Raw genomic sequence first — 18,446 nt, 5'->3', positions numbered from 1 at the left:
GCCAACCGTGACCCCAAGGTCACTGGACTCTACCCTTAAGGATCGAAACCATGACTGACGTAGCTAAAGCCGTAGAAGCAATGAAAGCCAAATTCAACCCAAGCGCTGCCGAAGGCTTGGACCTGGTGTTCGGTTTCCGTATCGACGACAGCAAGAATTTCTCGCTGGTGGTCAAGGACAAGACCTGCGAACTCAAAGAAGGCGAAAACCCTGACGCTCAGGTCACTCTGGTGATGGACAGCGAAACCCTGGAAGGCATCGTCGACGGCTCCACCGACGGCATGCAGGCGTTCATGGGCGGCAAGCTGCGCGCCGAAGGCGACATGATGCTGGCGATGAAACTGAGCGAGCTGTTCCCTTCCTGATTCAAGGGCAACCCTGAATGCTGATCCCGCCTCACCAGGCGGGATTTTTTTGCCTGCATTCTCGCAGTGAATGAAGATCCCCTGTGGGAGCTGGCTTGCCTGCGATGGCATCCACTCCCTTTTCCGGACACACCGCGGCGCCTGTATCGCAGGCAAGCCAGCTTCCACAGAAAAGCGAATCCGCTTGGGTGCTCAGGGTTTTGGTTGTAACAGTAACGCCACCAACGCGCTCCAGCCTGTCTGGTGTGAAGCCCCCAACCCTCGCCCTGTCTCCCCATGAAAATATTCATGGAACAACACCAGGTCACGACTGGCCGGGTCCTCCTGCAATTGCGCATACCCCGCCATCGACGGCCGCACACCGTTCTCATCCCTGAGAAACAACCGCGTCAGCCGCCCGCTGAGGCTGTCAGCCACCTCCTCCAATGACGCCAGATACCCACTGCCCGTCGGGTACTCCACGGAAAAATGCTCCGCGTAATAGCGATGAAACTCGCGCAACGATTCAATCAGCATGTAATTCACCGGCATCCACAGCGGCCCGCGCCAATTGGAGTTGCCGCCGTACAAGCGTGAGTCGGATTCACCCGGCTGGTAGCGCGCGCACAAGGTGTCGCCATTCATCTTCAGCGCCAGGGGCTGCTCGGCGAACGCCTTGGACAGGGCGCGCACGCCAAAGGCCGACAAGAACTCCTGATCATCCAGCATGCGCCGCAGCAAATCCTTGGTGCGTTCACCGCGCAGCAGCGCCAGCAACAGGCGGTTGCCCTGCCCCGGTTCGGTCCAGCGCGAAACCAGCTTGGCCAGGTCCGGCCGATGATGCATAAAACCCAGCAGGCGCTCGCGCAAGCCTTCCAGGCCTTCGTGCTCGCGCTGTTCCAGCACCAGCACCGCGAACAGCGGCATTAACCCGACGATGGAGCGCAGGCGCACCGGTTCGCTCTGGCCATCAGGGCGGTGCAGCACGTCGTAGAAAAACTGGTCCTGCTCATCCCACAAACCTTCGGCGCTGTCATCGACGCGGTTGATGGCGCCGGCGATGTAGAGGAAATGCTCGAAAAACTTCACGGCAATGTCCACGTACACCACATTACGCTTGGCCAACTCCAGGCCGATGCGCATCAGGTCCAGGGCATAAGCCGCCACCCAGGCGGTGCCGTCGGCCTGGTCCAACTGGTAGCCCGGCGGCAACGGGGCCGAGCGGTCGAACAAGGCGATATTGTCCAGGCCCAGAAAACCGCCCTGGAACAGGTTGCGGCCCTCGGCATCCTTGCGGTTGACCCACCAAGAGAAATTCAACAGCAGCTTGTGAAAGATCCGCTCCAGGAAATCCATGTCGCCCACGCCGGTCAGCGCCTTGTCCTGCTGATACACGCGCCAGCTGGCCCAGGCATGCACGGGCGGGTTGGCGTCGTCAAAGCGCCATTCGTAGGCCGGCAATTGGCCGTTGGGGTGCATGAAGCGATCCTTTACCAGCAACAACAGCTGTTGCTTGGCGTAACCAGGGTCGATCAGCGCGATGGCCACCGCCTGGAAGCCTTGGTCCCAGGAGGCGTACCAGGGGTATTCCCAGGTGTCGGGCATGGACAGGATGTCGAAGTTGGACAGATGCCGCCAATGGGTATTGCGGATGTGCAAGCGCTCGGGCGGTGGCGCAGGCTGGGCCGGGTCACCGTCGAGCCACTGGTTCACGTCAAAATAGTACAACTGCTTGGACCACAGCAGGCCGGCCAGGGCCTGGCGCTGCACATTGCGCGCATCTTCATCAGCGATGCCCTGTTGCAAGACCGCGTAGAAGTCATCGGCCTCCTGGCGGCGCTGTTCGAATAGCTTGCGTGCATTGACGTCTGGCGCGTCCAGAGGCGCAAAGCGCAGGTAGAGGGTTTTGCTTTCCTGGCCCGCCAGTTCAAGGGTGAAATGCGCGGCCACTTTAGTGCCCGCGTCCCGGCGAATCGCCGACTCGACCCCGCCCACCACATAATCGTTAATGCCATCCTTGAACGGCCCCGGCGCCGGTTGCCCGTCCAGTTTGGGCTGGTTGGTTTCGTTTTCACAGAACAGCCACTGCACGCCGTCCTGGCCCCAGGCACTGAGGCAGCGGTCATCAAGTTCATGATGACGGGCCAGCACCCGATCAACGTCCAGCCTCAAGCTGGGCTTGGGTGCATCGAAGGTCCAGCTCCAGTCATTGCGCGCCCAGAGCTGGGGCAGCACCTGCAGGCGTGTGGGTTGGTCCGAACGGTTCTGCACGGTGACGCGCATGAAAATATCGTCGGGCTGATGCTTGACGTATTCGACACTGACGTCGCAGTAGTGGTTGTCTGCAAACACACCGGTATCAAGGATTTCATACTCGGCATCATCCAGCCCACGACGGGCGTTTTCGGCGATCAGGTCGGCGTACGGAAAGGCCGCATGGGGGTATTTGTAGAGCATGCGCATGTAGGCATGGCTCGGTACGCCATCGACGAAAAAGTACAGCTCCTTGACGTCTTCACCGTGGTTGCCTTCGGCGTTGTTGAGGCCGAACAGACGCTCCTTGAGGATTGCATCGCGCTCGTTCCACAGCGCCAGGCCCAGGCACCAGCGTTGGGCCTTGTCACTGAAACCGGCCAACCCGTCCTCGCCCCAGCGAAAGGCGCGGCTGCGAGCGTGTTCATGAGGGAAGTAGGCCCAGGCGTCACCGTCGGCGCTGTAGTCTTCGCGCACCGTGCCCCACTGGCGTTCACTCAGGTACGGCCCCCACTCGCGCCAACGTTCGGCGTGTTGCGTTGCCAGGCGCTGGCCTTCAAGGGTGCCCAGCAGGTTGGTTGCGGGTTTGGCCGTCATCGGGTCCTCCTTCACCTACACAGTGAGGCGCAGTGTAGAGCGCAAGACCTCCGCGTGCACATGAAGACTTGGACGCAGGGCCAACTCATTCATTTGCAGAATGAAGTCCAGAGGAATCTTCGTTTGCAAGCCGGCCGGCCGCTCAACAAAATCGGGCAAAGGCCACGATCATCGCTCCAGTCATCAGGAATTTTTCTATGCACGCCACCGCCCATGTCAGCCCCGACGAGATCCGCAAGGGCTTTTCCAAGGCCATGTCCGACATGTATCGAGATGAAGTGCCCTTGTATGGCGCGCTGCTGGAGCTGGTGGCCCAGACCAATGCCCGCGTGCTCGACAGCGAACCAGGCCTGGCGCATCAACTGCAACGTACCGGCGAAATCCAGCGCCTGGACATGGAACGCCACGGCGCCATCCGCCTGGGCACCGCTGCGGAACTGGCAACCATCAGCCGCTTATTCGCGGTGATGGGCATGCAACCGGTGGGCTACTACGACCTCACCCCCGCCGGCGTGCCCGTGCACTCCACCGCCTTTCGCGCCGTGCATGAACACGCGCTGCAAACCAGCCCGTTTCGCGTGTTCACCTCATTGCTGCGCCTGGAACTGATCGAAAACCCCGACCTGCGCGCCTTCGCCGAAAACGCCCTGGCCAAGCGCTCGATCTTCACCGCCGAAGCCTTGGCCTTGATCGAACAAGCACAAACCCAAGGCGGCCTGAATGCCAGCGACGCCGAGGCCTTTATCCGCCAGGCCCTGGAGACGTTCCGCTGGCACCACACTGCCACGGTCACCGGCGCCCAGTACCAGCAACTCAGCGACCAGCACCGCCTGATCGCCGACGTCGTCGCCTTCAAGGGCCCGCACATCAACCACCTCACCCCACGCACCCTGGACATCGACCAGGTGCAGGCCGCCATGCCCGGCAAAGGCATCACCCCCAAAGCCGTGATCGAAGGCCCGCCCCGGCGCCAGTGCCCGATCCTGCTACGCCAGACCAGCTTCAAGGCCTTGGACGAACCCATCGCCTTCACCGATGCCCACGGCAGCCACAGCGCGCGCTTCGGCGAAATCGAACAACGCGGCGTCGCGCTCACGCCCAAAGGCCGCGCCCTGTACGACCAACTGCTGAACGCCGCCCGCGATGAACTCGGCACCTTCCCCAATGAAGCCAACGCCGAGCGCTATGTGCAATTGATGGCGCAGCACTTTCAAGCCTTCCCCGATAACTACCCGCACATGCGCGAGCAAGGCTTGGCGTATTTCCGCTACTTCGCGACCGATAAAGGCTTGGCAGCACGCGGCCAGGCCGACCAGCCCCGCACATTGGAGGGGCTGGTCAACGCCGGCCATGTGGAGGTGGAACCGCTGGTGTACGAGGATTTTCTGCCGGTCAGTGCGGCGGGGATCTTCCAGTCAAACCTGGGGGATGGGGCGCAGAGTCACTACGCGGGCAACTCCAACCGCGCGGCTTTTGAGCAAGCGCTGGGGCGCAGGACGATTGATGAGTTGCAGTTGTATGAGCAGACGCAGCAGCGCTCTATGGATATATGCGTTGAAACGCTGTTGAAATGACTGAACGCCAGGCGCCACGGCCTTGATGGTAACCACGATGCGAAGCGAGTCGCTCTTGATCTTGCTCTGCTTTTGATCTTGATCTCAAGCGCCCCGTTAAACCACGCTGGCCGAACGCAGGCGAGGTGCCGAGTGGTGGGGCAAGAGCGTTTTGCTTACTTTTGCGCTTTTCAAAAGTAAGACGCCGTCAGGGCGGAACCCTAAGCGGCCGTTACCGCAGCAATGGATATGTACACAATCCAACTGTGTCGCCTGCCAGGCCGCCTTCGCGAGCAAGCCCGCTCCCACATTTGGACTGCGGCGCGTCAGGTAGATAAGTGTCGGCTGACAGGCCGTCATCGCAGGCAAGCCAGCTCCCACATTTGGATTGTGGGGTGTCAGGTGGATAGGCGTTGGCTGGAAGGCCGCCATCGCAGGCAAGCCAGCTCCCACATTTGGATTGCGGGGGTGTCAGGTGGATAGGCGTCGCCTGGAAGGCCGCCATCGCAGGCAAGCCAGCTCCCACAGGCAGCATTTGCAGCCGACCGATTCGGCCCTGTGTTGCATGAATTCTGAGGATGCCCACCCGGCTCAAACAACGCAATCCTTGCGCCGCAACAAGCCCCAGAGCCGAGTGGACGGGGCGCATCATAAGGAGTGAAACGGCATTTGTCCTCCAGACAATTCTGAACAAATGTGCACATTCCAAGTGTGTGGCGAGGGATTGCCTAACCCAGCCGCCCCACAATTTCGTCTTTGACCAATAGCCGTTTCTTCTTCAGCTTTTCCACCTCCTCATCGCTGGCACTGGCTTTTTCCGCCGCCAGCACCTCCCCGTCGGCAGCATCATATTGGGTGAGCAACGAATCCAACCGTTTGTCCTGCGCCCTGCGTTCGTGAACAACTTCCTTGCTCAACCCCAAGTCCTGATACAGGTCGTGTTTCACTGGCATGGCGTACCTCCACAAATTGATCGATGGTCTACGCCCTTGAAGCTAGCCCATTCCAACCGGTCTTGTCATGTTTGAGATCATTAGCATCCCGTTCGTCGCGGCGCATGCGATGGGATCAAACCTTTGCCCCACCCTGCCCTCAACTGTAGATCGCCACCCCAGGGAGAACGGTTTTATGAATCACGTTGCCACCGCTGCCGACACCCAATGCATCAACACCCTACGAACCCTGGCCATGGATGCCGTGCAGAAGGCCAATTCGGGCCATCCGGGCACGCCCATGGGCCTGGCGCCGGTGGGTTATACGTTGTGGAGTCGCTTCCTGCGTTATCACCCCGAGCATCCCGACTGGCCCAACCGTGACCGTTTTGTATTGTCGGTGGGGCATGCCTCGATGCTGCTGTATTCGCTGTTGCACCTGGCCGGTGTGGTGGAGATCGATGCCCATGGCCAGCGCTCAGGCCAGCCGGCCGTCAGCCTGGACGATATCAAGCAGTTCCGGCAGATCGGCTCCAAGACCCCAGGCCATCCCGAGTACCGCATGACCACCGGCGTGGAAACCACCACCGGCCCGTTGGGCCAGGGCTGCGCCAACAGCGTGGGCATGGCCATGGCCGAGCGTTGGCTGGGCCAGCGTTTCAACCGCGACGGCCAGGTACTGTTTGACTACGACGTCTACACCCTGTGCGGTGACGGCGACATGATGGAAGGCATCAGCAGCGAAGCCGCGTCCCTGGCCGGGCATTTGAAGCTCGATAACCTGTGCTGGATCTACGACAACAACACCATCAGCATCGAGGGCCACACTGAGCTGGCGTTCAGTGAAGACGTGATCCAACGCTTCCGGGCCTATGGCTGGCACACCGTGCATGTCACCGATGCCAATGACTTGCAGGCTTTGAGCGTGGCATTGGAAACGTTCAAGGCCAACACCGGCGCCCCCACCTTGATCGTGGTGGACAGCGTGATCGGCTACGGCTCACCGCACAAACACAACACCGCTGCGGCCCATGGCGAGCCACTGGGCGAGGACGAAATTCGCCTGACCAAGGCCGCCTATGGCTGGCCACAGGATTCAAGTTTTCTCGTGCCCGAAGAGGCTCGCACAGTGTTGCGCGATGCCCTTTACGAACGCGCCGAGCCGCTGTACGCCGAGTGGAACCAGACCCTGGCGGCCCTCGACCCGCAACGGGCCGATGAACTGCAACGCATGCGCGCCGGGGAAATGCCCGAACAATGGCAAGCGCACCTGCAAGACTTTGCCGCCAATGCCAAAGGCGTCGCCAGCCGTGCTTCGGGCGGCGAGGTATTGAATGCCTTCGCCCAACAGATTCCATGGTTGCTGGGCGGTTCGGCGGATTTGTCGCCCTCGACCAAGACCAACCTCACCTTCGACGGTGCCGGGCGTTTCAGCGCGGATGACTACAGCGGGCGCAACCTGCACTTCGGTATCCGCGAACACGCCATGGGCGCCATTGCCAACGGCATGGCGCTGTCCTACCTGCGCCTGTACACCTCGACCTTCCTGGTGTTCAGCGACTACATGAAACCGCCGATCCGCCTGGCGGCGATCATGGAGTTGCCGGTGATCTTCGTGTTTACCCATGACTCCATCGGCGTCGGCGAAGATGGGCCGACACACCAACCTATCGAACACCTGACCCAATTGCGCGCCACCCCGGGGCTGTTGACCCTGCGCCCAGGCGATGCCAATGAAACCCTGGAACTGTGGAAGGTGGCGCTGGCACAAACCCATCGGCCCAGCTGTATGGTGTTATCGCGCCAGGCACTGCCGACCCTCGACCGCAACCACTATGCCCCCGCCTCCGGTGCGGCCAAAGGTGCCTATGTGTTGGCCGGTGCGGATCAACCTGAGGTCATCCTGATCGCCACCGGCAGCGAAGTCAGCCTGGCGGTGGCCGCGTATGAGCAGCTCAAAGACCAAGGCATTGGCGCTCGCGTGGTGTCGATGCCCAGTTGGGAGTTGTTTGAAGACCAGGATCAAGCCTACCGCGACAGCGTCCTGCCACCGGCGGTGAAAGCCCGCGTAGTGGTGGAACAGGCAGGGCCCTTAGGTTGGGACCGCTACGTCGGGCAGACCGGCGCCAAAGTGGTGATGAACAGCTTCGGCGCCTCGGCACCGCTGGCCAAGTTGCAGGAGAAGTTCGGGTTTACTGTGGAGAATGTGGTGAAGCTGGCCAAGCAACAGATCTTGTAGGAGCGAGCTTGCTCGCGAAGAACTCGCAGGCGCCGCGTTTATTCAGGACGAACGCGTTATCGTTGAGGTTTTTCGCGAGCAAGCTCGCTCCTACAGTTGGTTATTAGATCAGTGATTGGGCTAGATAAGGTGCAGTGCGGCTGTGTTTGCTCTTGGCAACCTTTTGCGGCGTACCGCACGCCACCACCTTCCCCCCCAAGTCCCCTGCCCCCGGGCCGATATCAATCACCCAATCACTCTGGGCCACCACGCGCATTTCGTGCTCCACCACAACCACCGTATGCCCTGCCTCCACCAAATGATTCAACTGGCTGAGCAAACGATCGACGTCCTTGGGGTGTAAGCCGGTGGTCGGTTCGTCCAAGACATACAAGGTGGCGCCCCGGGCGTTACGTTGCAGCTCGGTAGCAAGCTTGATGCGTTGGGCTTCGCCGCCGGACAGCTCGGTAGCCGGCTGCCCCAGGCGCAGATAACCCAGGCCTATATCGCGCAGCACGACTAACGAGCGCAGGATGCCCGGTTGCTCGGCGAACACCTGCACCGCCTGCTCCACCGTCAGCCCCAGCACCTGGGCGATGTTCAAACCCTGCCATTTGATCGCCAGGGTATCGGGGTTATAGCGCGCGCCGTGGCAGGTCGGGCATGGCGCGTACACGCTGGGCATGAACAGCAACTCGACGCTGACAAAACCTTCACCCTCACAGTTCGGGCAACGGCCCTTGGCGACATTGAAGGAGAACTGCCCGGCATCGTAATTGCGCTTTTTGGCCGCTGGCGTGGCGGCGAACAGTTTGCGCACGTTGTCGAACAGCCCGGTGTAGGTCGCCAGGTTGGAGCGCGGCGTGCGGCCGATGGGCTTCTGGTCCACCTGCACCAGGCGCTGGATGTGCTCCAGCCCGGCGCTGATGCGCCCGCCACTGGCTTGCGGTGCGGCATCTTCCAGGCTCGGCTCCTCGTCGCTTTCCAGCACACGCCCCAGACCCGTGCCCACCAGCTCCAGCAGCGCCTGGCTGACCAGGCTGGACTTGCCCGAGCCGGAAATACCGGTCACCGCGGTGAAACAGCCCAGCGGGAAATCCACGTTCAAATCTTTGAGGTTATTTCGCGTCACGCCTGTGAGCTTCAGCCACCCGGCCGGCTCGCGGCTTGGCGCATTGGCCGGGCGAGGTGGGGCAAACAGGTATTCACGGGTCTGCGAGGCCTCGACGTCCGCCAACCCTGCGGGCGGCCCGCTGTACAACACTTGCCCGCCATGCTCGCCGGCAGCCGGGCCCACGTCGATCAGCCAGTCGGCGCGGCGCATGGTTTCCAGGTCATGCTCCACCACAAACAGCGAATTGCCTGCGGCTTTCAAACGATCAAGCGCAGTGAACAACGCTTCGCCATCCGCCGGGTGCAGACCCGCCGACGGCTCATCGAGCACATAAATAACCCCGAATAACTGCGAGCCCAATTGGGTGGCCAGGCGCAGACGCTGCAACTCCCCCGACGACAAGGTCGGCGTGCTGCGCTCCAGGGACAGATAGCCCAGGCCCAGTTCGATCAAGGTGTTGACCCGTTCGAGCAGGTCCTGGGCGATGCGTTGGGCCGCCAGGCGTTTTTCCACCGACAGCTTCATCCTGTCCTGCCCCGCCGCCACCGGCCGCAGCAAGTCGGCCAATTGCGCCAGAGACAGTTGCGACAACTCGCCGATATCCACCTCCGCAAACTTCACTGACAGCGCCGCCTGGTTCAGGCGCTTGCCCTCGCACAACGGGCAGGCATTGCCTTGCATGAACTGCGACACGCGCTTCTTCATCAGTGCGCTTTGGGTGTGGGCGAAGGTGTGCAGGATATAGCGCCGGGCGCCGCTGAAGGTGCCTTGGTAACTGGGCTCCAACTTGCGTTTCAACGCCTCGCGGGTTTGCTGTGGGGTGAAGCCGGCGTACACCGGTACGGTGGGGGTTTCTTCGGTGAACAGAATCCAGTCGCGCTGCTTTTTCGGCAGTTCGCGCCACGGGATGTCCACGTCATAGCCCAGGGTCACGAGGATGTCGCGCAGGTTCTGGCCCTGCCACGCCAACGGCCAGGACGCCACTGCGCGCTGGCGGATGGTCAAGGACGGATCGGGCACCATCAGCGCTTCGGTCACTTCATACACGCGGCCCAGGCCGTGGCATTGCGGGCACGCGCCCTGGGGCAGGTTCGGCGAGAAGTCCTCGGCGTACAACATGGCCTGCCCTTTCGGATAACGGCCGGCGCGGGAATAGAGCATGCGGATCAAGCTCGATAAGGTGGTGACACTGCCCACCGACGAGCGCGCACTGGGTGTACCGCGTTGCTGTTGCAGGGCCACGGCAGGCGGCAAGCCTTCGATGCTGTCTACATCCGGCACGCCAACCTGATCGATCAGGCGCCGCGCATAGGGCGCCACCGATTCGAAATAGCGGCGCTGGGCCTCGGCATACACCGTGGAAAACGCCAGGGACGATTTGCCAGAGCCAGACACGCCGGTAAACACCACCAGGGCGTCCCGGGGAATATCCACATCGACATTACGCAAATTATGTTCACGGGCGCCACGCACCCTGACGAAGCCCGTTTGCGGGGCGGTGAGCGGTGGGATGTTGCGCGGTGATGTCATGGGCAACCTTGTCTTGCGCTTAGCACCCTGCGCACGCGTTGGGTCAGGGCATCGGGGCTGTAGGGTTTGCTCAGCAGGTGGATATCGGCGCTGAGCAGATGATTGGAAGACAGAATGTCGCGGGTGTGGCCGGAGGTAAACAGCACCGGCACTGGCGGGTTCTGCGCACGAGCCCAAGTGGCCAGGTCGGTGCTCTTGACCCGACCGGGCATCACCACGTCGGTAAAGATCAGGTCCGGCGACACGCCGCGCTGCAACACTTGCATCGCGCGGTCGCCATCCTCAGCGGTCAGTACGGTATAGCCCGACTGCTGCAGCAACTCGACCACCGTCAGGCGTACGCCTTCATTGTCCTCGACCACCAGGATGGTTTCCTGGCCGCTGGCTTGCAGGTCCACATCGCTGTAGTCCTCAAGGCATTCGGGTTCCAGGCAGTGGGGGAAATACATTTGCACCACCGAGCCTTTGCCCTCCTCGCTCCACATGTCCACATGCCCGCCGCTTTGGCGCACAAAACCAAACACCATGCTCAGTCCAAGGCCGGTACCGTGGCCTTCGCGCTTGGTGGTGAAGAAGGGTTCGAATGCGCGCTTGAGGGTTGCCTCGGACATGCCCACGCCGGTGTCGGCCACTGCCAGGCGCACGTATTCGCCGGGCTTGATGCTTTTACCGACGCAATCGTGCGGGTTGAGGATGACGTTTTCCCCGGTGATACGAATCACGCCCTCGCCCTGCATGGCATCGCGGGCATTGATCGCCAGGTTGAGCAGCGCGTTTTCCAACTGGTTGCGGTCGACATTGATGCACCAGGAATCCTGGGGCAATTGCACGTCGATATGAATGGTTTCCCCCAGCGCCCGTTGCAACAGCTCGCCCAGGCCGGCGTAGATGCGCTGCGGGTTGTACACCGCCGGCGACAAGGGCTGGCGACGGGCAAAGGCCAGCAGTTGCGACGACAGCTTGGCCCCACGTTCCACGGCGGCGATGGCCGCGGTGACGCGACGTTGCACCTGGGGGTTGTCCGGTTCATGCCTGGCGAGCAAATGCAGGTTGCCGGCGATCACTTGCAGCAAGTTATTGAAGTCATGGGCCACGCCCCCGGTCAGGCCGCCAATCGCTTCCAGCTTCTGTGACTGGCGCAACTGGTCTTCTGCGGCCGACCGCGCCTGCACTTCAGCGGCTACGCGTTGCTCCAGATTATGGGTGAGCTCCTGGCGCACCCGCTCGGACTTCACCAGTTCGGTGGTTTCCACCACAATCGCCAGCACCCCGGCCGGCTGTTGGTTGTCCCCGGCCACGGGGCTGTAATAGAGGTCCAGCCATACGCTTTCCGGTTGGCCGTGACGCGATAGCACCAGCTCCTTGTTATTGAACGACAAGGTGCCGCCCGCCAGGCACGTATCCACCACATGCCGATTGAACTCGGCCACCTCCGGCCAGCCCAGTTCCACCGGTGTACCCAACAGGTAGGGATGGCGCCCGCCGGCAAATGCCGAATAGCTGTCGTTGTAGATCATGTACCCCGCCCGCCCCCACAGCATCACCATCGGCACGGGTGAGGCCAGCATCATTTGCACGGTGCACGCCAGGCTCGTGGACCACTGATCCAAGGGGCCAAGGTCGGTACTTGACCAGTCAAACGTGCGAATCCGCTGGGCCATTTCGCCGGCCCAGCCTTCACAGCCGTGGGGGTTGGATAAAAATTGCATGATTGGGCTCTGTGCAGGGACAAGACAGTCGCAAGTTTTGGAGCGCGCCAGCGGTGGATGGTTTCATCCTGAACACAGAGGAATGCACAAACCCCTGGAACTCAATGAAAATCCCGGCTGCGCACCACCATTCCATCCAGCAGCGGCGTCAAATCGGTGAGGCGCCCCGCGATCAAATGCCGCACCTCACCCACCGCCTCCCAACGACCGTCCACCTTGAGCAAACGCGAGCCCACCAGCGCCTGGCGCTGACGCTCGGCCAGGTCGCGCCAGACCACCACATTGAGGTTGCCGAACTCATCTTCCAGGGTGACAAAGGTTACGCCGCTCGCCGTGCCTGGGCGTTGGCGCCCTGTGACCAGCCCGGCGATGCTCACGTTGCGCCCATGTTCCACCGCCAGCAACTCCTGGGAACTGCGGCAGCGGCGCCGGTGTAACTCGGCGCGCAACAACGCCAGGGGATGGGGCCCCAGGGTGGTACCGAGGGTGGCGTAATCGGCGTGCAAATCTTCGCCTACCGTGGGCTCGGGCAATGCCACCCGCGTTTCATCGGGGCTCGGCAGGCCGGCAAACAAGCCCAGTTGCTGATGCACACCGGCCACGTCCCAGCGCGCCTGATGGCGGTTGCCGGCCAGGGCGCGCAAGGCCCCGGCATCCGCCAGCAGCGCCTGGGCACGCGTATCCAGGCCGGCGCGCGCGTCCAGGTCAGCGATGTCGTTGAACCGCCGCTGCTGCCTCGCCGCTTCGATACGCCGCCCGTCTTCCTCGCGAAACCCCGAGATCATGCGCAAGCCCAAGCGAATCGCCGGTTGCTGGCCGTCGATGGGCTCCAGGCTGCAGTCCCAGTCACTGGCCTGCACATCCACCGGGCGGATCTGCAAGCGATGGCGCCGCGCGTCCTGCAGGATCTGGTCCGGGCTGTAGAAGCCCATGGGCCAGCTGTTGATCAAGGCGCAGGCGAAGGCCGCCGGCTCATGGCATTTGAGCCAGCAACTGGCATAGGTCAGCAAGGCGAAACTGGCGGCGTGGGACTCAGGGAAACCATAGCTGCCAAAGCCCTTGATCTGCTCGAAAATCTGCGCGGCAAAGGCTTCGGTGTAGCCGTTTTTGAGCATGCCGGTGCGCAGGCGTTGCTGATGGGGCTCCAGGCCGCCGTGGCGTTTCCAGGCGGCCATGGAGCGGCGCAACTGGTCGGCCTCGCCGGGGCTGTAGTCGGCGGCGACCATGGCGATTTGCATCACCTGTTCCTGGAACAGCGGGATGCCCAGGGTGCGTTCCAGCACGGCTTTCAATTGTGGCGACGGATAGGTCGTGGGCTCTTCATTGTTCCGCCGCCGCAAATACGGATGCACCATGCCGCCCTGGATCGGCCCGGGGCGCACAATGGCAACCTCGATCACCAGGTCATAAAACGTCTGCGGCTTGAGCCTGGGCAACATCGACATCTGCGCCCGCGACTCGATCTGGAACACACCGATGGTGTCGGCCTTGCTGATCATGGCGTAGGTGGCCGGGTCTTCTTTGGGAATCGTGGCCAGGCTCAAGTCCCGGTGGCGATGCCGGCGCAGCAAATCGAAACAGCGGCGGATCGCGCTGAGCATGCCCAGGGCGAGGATATCCACCTTGAGCAAACCGACGGCGTCGAGGTCGTCTTTGTCCCACTGGATAATGGTGCGCTCGGCCATGGCCGCATTTTCCACCGGCACCAGGGTGTCCAGCGGGTATTCGCTGATCACAAAGCCGCCAGGGTGCTGGGACAGGTGTCGGGGAAAACCGATCAGTTGCTGGGTGAGCGTCAAGACCCGGCGCAGCAGTGGGCTGTCCGGGTCGAAGCCGCTTTCACGCAGGCGCTCCAACGGTGGCGCCTCATCGCTCCAGCGCCCGCAGCAATCGGCCAAGGCGTTGATCTGGTCCGGCGGCAGCCCGAGGGCCTTGGCAACATCACGTACCGCGCCCGTGGCGTGGTAACTGCTGACCACCGCCGTCAAGGCTGCACGGGTGCGGCCATAGCGCTGGAACACGTATTGCAGCACCTCTTCGCGGCGTTCGTGCTCAAAATCCACGTCGATGTCCGGCGGCTCGTTGCGCTCTTTGGACAGGAAGCGCTCGAACAGCAGGTTGGTCAGGCTCGGGTTGATTTCGGTGATGCCCAGGGCAAAACACACCGCCGAGTTAGCCGCCGAACCACGGCCCTGGCACAGGATCGAACGGCTGCGGGCGAAGCGCACAATGTCATGCACGGTGAGGAAATAGCTTTCGTAGCCCAGCTCGCTGATCAGCTGCAGTTCACGCTGGATTTGCTGCAAGGTCTTGTCGTCGATACCTTCGGGCCAGCGCTGGGCGATGCCTTCTTCGGTGAGGGTGCGCAGCCAGGATTGGGCGTCATGCCCCGCGGGTACCAGCTCGCGTGGATAGTGATAGCGCAACTGGCCGAGGTCGAAGGTGCAGCGCCGCGCGATGGCGAGGGTTTCATCCAGTAAGGCCTGGGGATACAGCGCCGCCAGCGCATCGAGGCTACGCAGGTGGCGTTCGCCATTGGGGTGCAGGCGCGTGCCGGCTTCGGCCACCGGCACGTGGTGGCGGATGGCGGTCATGGTGTCTTGCAGGGCCCGGCGGCCCCGCGCATGCATATGCACATCGCCGCAGGCCACGGCAGGGATTTGCAGACTGTGGGCCAGTTGCAAGCGCTGTTGCAGATGGCGCGCATCGTCCTGGCCGCAATGCAGATGCACCGCCAGCCACAGGCGCTGGTCGAAGGTGCGGCGCAGCCAGTCGAGGCTGGCCTGGGTGTCGCTGTCTTGCGCTACCCACAACGCCAAAAGACCAGGCAACGGTTGCTCGAAATCTTCCTGTAGCAGGCGATAGCGGCCCTTTTCAGCCCGCCGCCGGGCCAGGGTGATCAGCCGGCACAGGTGCTGGTAACCGCTCAGGCTCTCTACCAGCAGCACCAGTTTCGGGCCGTTTTCGATGTGCATTTCGCTGCCGATAATCAACGGCAAGTCTACGGCTTTGGCAGCTTGCCAGGCACGCACGATGCCTGACAGCGTGCATTCATCGGTGATCGCCAGGGCGCTGTAGCCTTGGCCTTTAGCGCGCTCGAAAAGTTCCAGCGCACTGGAGGCGCCGCGCTGGAAGCTGAAGTTGGACAGGCAGTGCAGCTCGGCATAATTCATACTCCCTCCTCCCCTGTAGGAGCGAGCTTGCTCGCGAAAAACCCGAGGGCACCGCGTTCATCCTGGTTTCCCGCGTTATCGTTGACGACCTTCGCGAGCAAGCTCGCTCCTACAGTAGGTGGCGGCTCAAGGGGGCTCATGCAAACCACCCTTGCAACCACAGCCCATCGCCTTGCCCTACCGTGCGATAAGCCCAGCCCTGCTGGCCGGCGCGGGTCTGGATCAGGTAATAGTCGCGACGCACATCGGCGCCGTCCCACCAGCCGGATTCGATGCGCTCCGGGCCCATCAGGATCTGTACGCCGTGTTCGGCCAGCAAGGTCGGTTGCGGTAATAACCAACCGGGGCGCCGGACCTTGTTCAAGCTCGGGCACGGCTGGCTGTCGGTCGCGGCTTGCCAGGCGCATTCGGGGCGGTGGTCGGCCTGAAATCGCAGGCCCTGCACCGCCTCATCCCCCAGGCGCGCCCGCAGGCGTTCGCGCAATTGTTCCCACGGCAGGGTTTGTTGCGGGCGGTCGTCGAACAGGTCCTGGCGTTGCGGCACGAACACCGGCAAGTCCTCGGCCACCAGGCGCACACCCCGCACCGGCGCGGTGACCTGTACCTGTTCCAGGCGCCCACGGGCCAGTTCGAACAACATCGAAGGCTCGCGCTCGGCACTGAGCAGGCCCACCTTGATCACGCTGTCGTGTGCCTGGGCGTGTTCCAGGTGCAGGTCAAAGCGCTGCACGCCACTGTCACGCCCGCACAGGAAAGCGGACAGATCGCCGGTCAAGCGCCGCAAGGGGAACAACAGCGCCTGGTGGGATTGCACGTCGAAATTCAACTCGATGCGTGCATCGAACTGGTCGGGCGGTTGATAGAACTCCAGGGCCAATGGCCGCTGCCCGCTCAGGGCGTCGAGGTGCTTGAGCAGGCTGGCGTCAAAGCGTCTCGCCAGGGTATGCCGTGGCAAGGCCTGCACCTGGGCCAGGCTGCGCAGGCCCATGCGCGACAAGGCGGTGGCGGCCTGGGGTTCAAGGCCCGCGCGGTCGATAGGCAACGATGCCAGGGCCTGCATCAGGGCGCGGTCATCGGCCACGGCCAGGCCGTCGTAGCCGTTTGCCAATATCCGCGCCGCCGCCGGGTTGGGCGCAGCGACGATGCGATGGCGAAAGCCAAGTTCGGTCAGCTCTTTGCGCAAACGCGCCTCGAGGTGCGGCCAGGGCCCGAACAGGCCCAGGCTCGATTCGATCTCGAACAACAAAGCCCGTGGGTAATACAGGCTGACCTGGGAGCTGAAACGATAGGCCCAGGCGGCCAGAAACTGCTGCAGGCGCTCGATCTCCAACGGGTCGTATTCGACACAGGCAAAGTGCTTGACCAGGGCATGGGCCGCCGTCAACGATTGCCCGGGGCGCAGGCCCAAGGCACGGGCGGCGGCGTTGACGGTTTGCAGTACACGCCGCTGCGGCGTGCCGGCCAGCAGCGCCAGCGGCTGCTCGGGTTCGGGGTGCACACGCTGTGCCCCGTCCAGCGCCAATTGCGGGAAGACAATACACACCCAACGCATGGCAACCTCAATGCCCCGCCAGGGCAATCGGCGCCGGATGGGCCAGCCCGCCACGGCACTTGAGCACCCGCACTTGCGCGGGCCTGGCCTCGACCGCCAAGCGCAGGGCGGCGGGCGAGGCATTGATCGCCTCGCTCAAGGAGCGCCAGGCAAACGCCAGGGTCTGCCCGGTTTCCGCCGCTACCTGCAAACGCCGCAAGGCACGATCATCGGCCTTGCGCGGCCAACACAACACCGCCCCGCAACTGCCCGAACGCAGGCATTGCTCCACCGCCCACAGCGCGTCACGCTCCTCGGCCCGGATGATGGACAACTGGCGCACATCCACCCCGGCGTTCTGCCACGCATGGGGATAGGGGGTATAGGGCGGCGCCACCAGCACAATGCGCTCGCCCAGGGCCGACAAGCGCGCCAGTGTGGGCAGCACCAGTTGCAACTCGCCCACTCCGTCCTGGGCCATCAGGATTTCACTCAAGGCCGATTCCGGCCAGCCGCCACTGGGCAGCACCGCATCCAGCGCCGCCAGCCCCGTGGGATGTACGCTGGCCGGGGGCGCGGCGGGCCGGCCCTTCCAGACTCGCCCGCCATTGAACAGCGAGTCCAGGGCAACCACGGCGCCCATCAGCCTTGCCTCACCAGGCCACAGAACACGCCTTCGATGGCCAGGTCCTGCTCGGGCCCGACCACGATGGGTTGATACGCCGGGTTGCGCGGCAACAGGCGAACCCTGTCGCCGTGGCGCTCGAAACGCTTGATGGTGACGTCACCGTCCAGGCGCGCCACCACAATCTGCCCGTTCAAGGCTTCGGCAGTGCGGCGTACGCCCACCAGGTCGCCATCGAGAATGCCATCTTCAATCATCGAATCGCCCTGCACTCGCAGCAGGTAGTCGGGGGTTTTGGCGAAGGTAGCGGGGTCCAGTTGCAAGCGGCTGTGCACCTCGGCATCGGCGCCAATCGGCCGACCGGCCGCCACACGGCCGAGCACCGGTACATCCAGCCACTCGGGACGCGCAGGTTGATTGAGCAAGCGAATGCCACGGGCCTGGTTGGGGTTGACCTCGATAAAGCCGGCTTCGGTCAGCGCCACCACATGCTTGCGGGCGACGCTGCGCGAGGCGAAGCCGAACGCCTCGGCGATCTCGGCGAGGCTGGGAGGCTGGCCTTGTTGCGCGATGCGCTCGCGGATGAAGGTCAGGATGGCGGTGCGGCGGGGGGTCAGGTTTGTCATGGAGTACATTTGTACTCCTGTGGGAAATTTCTGACAATAACCGTCAGTCGGCGCTGGGTGTTACACCTGTGGGAGCTGGCTTGCCTGCGATGACGCCCTGACAGCCGACGCCTATCTACCTGACACCCAACGATCCAACTGTGGGAGCTGGCTTGCCTGCGATGGCGGACTGACAGTCAACACAGCTGGATTGTGTACATATCCATTCCTGCGGTAACGGCCACTTAGGGTTCCGCTCTGA

11 protein-coding genes are annotated in these 18,446 nt (G+C 62.8%); 3 read left to right on the top strand and 8 right to left on the bottom strand.

The features are described 5' to 3' along the window. Positions 1-50 precede the first annotated feature (50 nt). Positions 51-365 carry an SCP2 sterol-binding domain-containing protein gene (locus QK296_RS19745; protein WP_003191854.1) on the top strand — a complete coding sequence of 105 codons (315 nt, stop codon included), beginning with the start codon at positions 51-53 and terminating at the stop codon, positions 363-365. Positions 366-557: 192 nt separating this feature from the next. Here the strand turns inward: QK296_RS19745 and QK296_RS19740 are convergent, their stop codons facing one another. Beyond that, the gene (locus QK296_RS19740) at positions 558-3,194 is read right to left on the bottom strand and encodes a glucosidase (RefSeq protein ID WP_282391212.1); all 2,637 of its coding nucleotides are present in this window, start codon (positions 3,192-3,194) and stop codon (positions 558-560) included. A 197-nt stretch (positions 3,195-3,391) separates the two neighbouring features. Between QK296_RS19740 and QK296_RS19735 the strand changes: the two genes are divergently transcribed. Continuing rightward, positions 3,392-4,768: a VOC family protein gene (locus QK296_RS19735; protein WP_003191857.1), complete on the top strand. Its 1,377-nt coding sequence runs from the start codon at positions 3,392-3,394 to the stop codon at positions 4,766-4,768. Between the two features lie 707 nt (positions 4,769-5,475). Here the strand turns inward: QK296_RS19735 and QK296_RS19730 are convergent. Beyond that, entirely contained in the window at positions 5,476-5,700 is a 225-nt protein-coding gene (locus QK296_RS19730; protein ID WP_003191862.1) for a DUF465 domain-containing protein, read from the bottom strand. 175 nt (positions 5,701-5,875) lie between these two features. Here QK296_RS19730 and tkt point away from each other — a divergent pair, with 175 nt between their 5' ends. Beyond that, on the top strand, positions 5,876-7,918 hold the full coding sequence (tkt, locus tag QK296_RS19725) for a transketolase (protein ID WP_282391211.1): 2,043 nt from the start codon (positions 5,876-5,878) through the stop codon (positions 7,916-7,918). 103 nt (positions 7,919-8,021) lie between these two features. Here the strand turns inward: tkt and QK296_RS19720 are convergent, their stop codons facing one another. The 6 genes from QK296_RS19720 to lexA all read right to left on the bottom strand — a co-directional run bounded on the left by QK296_RS19720 (position 8,022) and on the right by lexA (position 18,214). Further along, on the bottom strand, positions 8,022-10,541 hold the full coding sequence (locus tag QK296_RS19720) for an excinuclease ABC subunit UvrA (RefSeq protein WP_282391210.1): 2,520 nt from the start codon (positions 10,539-10,541) through the stop codon (positions 8,022-8,024). Beyond that, positions 10,538-12,250, bottom strand: coding sequence for an ATP-binding protein (locus QK296_RS19715; protein ID WP_169855925.1), 1,713 nt, complete (start codon positions 12,248-12,250; stop codon positions 10,538-10,540). The genes QK296_RS19720 and QK296_RS19715 overlap by 4 nt, the downstream gene beginning before the upstream one ends. 101 nt (positions 12,251-12,351) lie before the next feature. Continuing rightward, positions 12,352-15,423 (bottom strand): error-prone DNA polymerase, encoded by a 3,072-nt coding sequence (locus QK296_RS19710; protein ID WP_169855926.1) that lies wholly within the window; start codon positions 15,421-15,423, stop codon positions 12,352-12,354. Between the two features lie 136 nt (positions 15,424-15,559). Further along, positions 15,560-16,975 carry a DNA polymerase Y family protein gene (locus QK296_RS19705; protein ID WP_034135858.1) on the bottom strand — a complete coding sequence of 472 codons (1,416 nt, stop codon included), beginning with the start codon at positions 16,973-16,975 and terminating at the stop codon, positions 15,560-15,562. A 7-nt stretch (positions 16,976-16,982) separates the two neighbouring features. Continuing rightward, positions 16,983-17,597, bottom strand: a complete 615-nt coding sequence (imuA, locus tag QK296_RS19700) for a translesion DNA synthesis-associated protein ImuA (protein ID WP_003191873.1) — start codon at positions 17,595-17,597, stop codon at positions 16,983-16,985. Next, on the bottom strand, positions 17,597-18,214 hold the full coding sequence (gene lexA / locus QK296_RS19695; RefSeq protein WP_020301598.1) for a transcriptional repressor LexA: 618 nt from the start codon (positions 18,212-18,214) through the stop codon (positions 17,597-17,599). The genes imuA and lexA overlap by 1 nt, the downstream gene beginning before the upstream one ends. Between the last annotated feature and the right edge of the window lie 232 nt (positions 18,215-18,446).

The sequence above is a fragment of the Pseudomonas sp. AL10 genome (genome assembly GCF_029960685.1).
Taxonomy (GTDB): domain Bacteria; phylum Pseudomonadota; class Gammaproteobacteria; order Pseudomonadales; family Pseudomonadaceae; genus Aquipseudomonas; species Aquipseudomonas lactis.
This window is presented reverse-complemented; position numbering and strand designations above follow the sequence as displayed.

What these genes read in the sequence shown, in the direction of transcription:
- QK296_RS19745 (WP_003191854.1), top strand. Translation starts at nt 51, where the DNA reads ATGACTGACGTAGCTAAAGCCGTAGAAGCAATGAAAGCCAAATTCAAC.
- QK296_RS19740 (WP_282391212.1), bottom strand. Translation starts at nt 3,194, where the DNA reads ATGACGGCCAAACCCGCAACCAACCTGCTGGGCACCCTTGAAGGCCAG.
- QK296_RS19735 (WP_003191857.1), top strand. Translation starts at nt 3,392, where the DNA reads ATGCACGCCACCGCCCATGTCAGCCCCGACGAGATCCGCAAGGGCTTT.
- QK296_RS19730 (WP_003191862.1), bottom strand. Translation starts at nt 5,700, where the DNA reads ATGCCAGTGAAACACGACCTGTATCAGGACTTGGGGTTGAGCAAGGAA.
- tkt (WP_282391211.1), top strand. Translation starts at nt 5,876, where the DNA reads ATGAATCACGTTGCCACCGCTGCCGACACCCAATGCATCAACACCCTA.
- QK296_RS19720 (WP_282391210.1), bottom strand. Translation starts at nt 10,541, where the DNA reads ATGACATCACCGCGCAACATCCCACCGCTCACCGCCCCGCAAACGGGC.
- QK296_RS19715 (WP_169855925.1), bottom strand. Translation starts at nt 12,250, where the DNA reads ATGCAATTTTTATCCAACCCCCACGGCTGTGAAGGCTGGGCCGGCGAA.
- QK296_RS19710 (WP_169855926.1), bottom strand. Translation starts at nt 15,423, where the DNA reads ATGAATTATGCCGAGCTGCACTGCCTGTCCAACTTCAGCTTCCAGCGC.
- QK296_RS19705 (WP_034135858.1), bottom strand. Translation starts at nt 16,975, where the DNA reads ATGCGTTGGGTGTGTATTGTCTTCCCGCAATTGGCGCTGGACGGGGCA.
- imuA (WP_003191873.1), bottom strand. Translation starts at nt 17,597, where the DNA reads ATGGGCGCCGTGGTTGCCCTGGACTCGCTGTTCAATGGCGGGCGAGTC.
- lexA (WP_020301598.1), bottom strand. Translation starts at nt 18,214, where the DNA reads ATGTACTCCATGACAAACCTGACCCCCCGCCGCACCGCCATCCTGACC.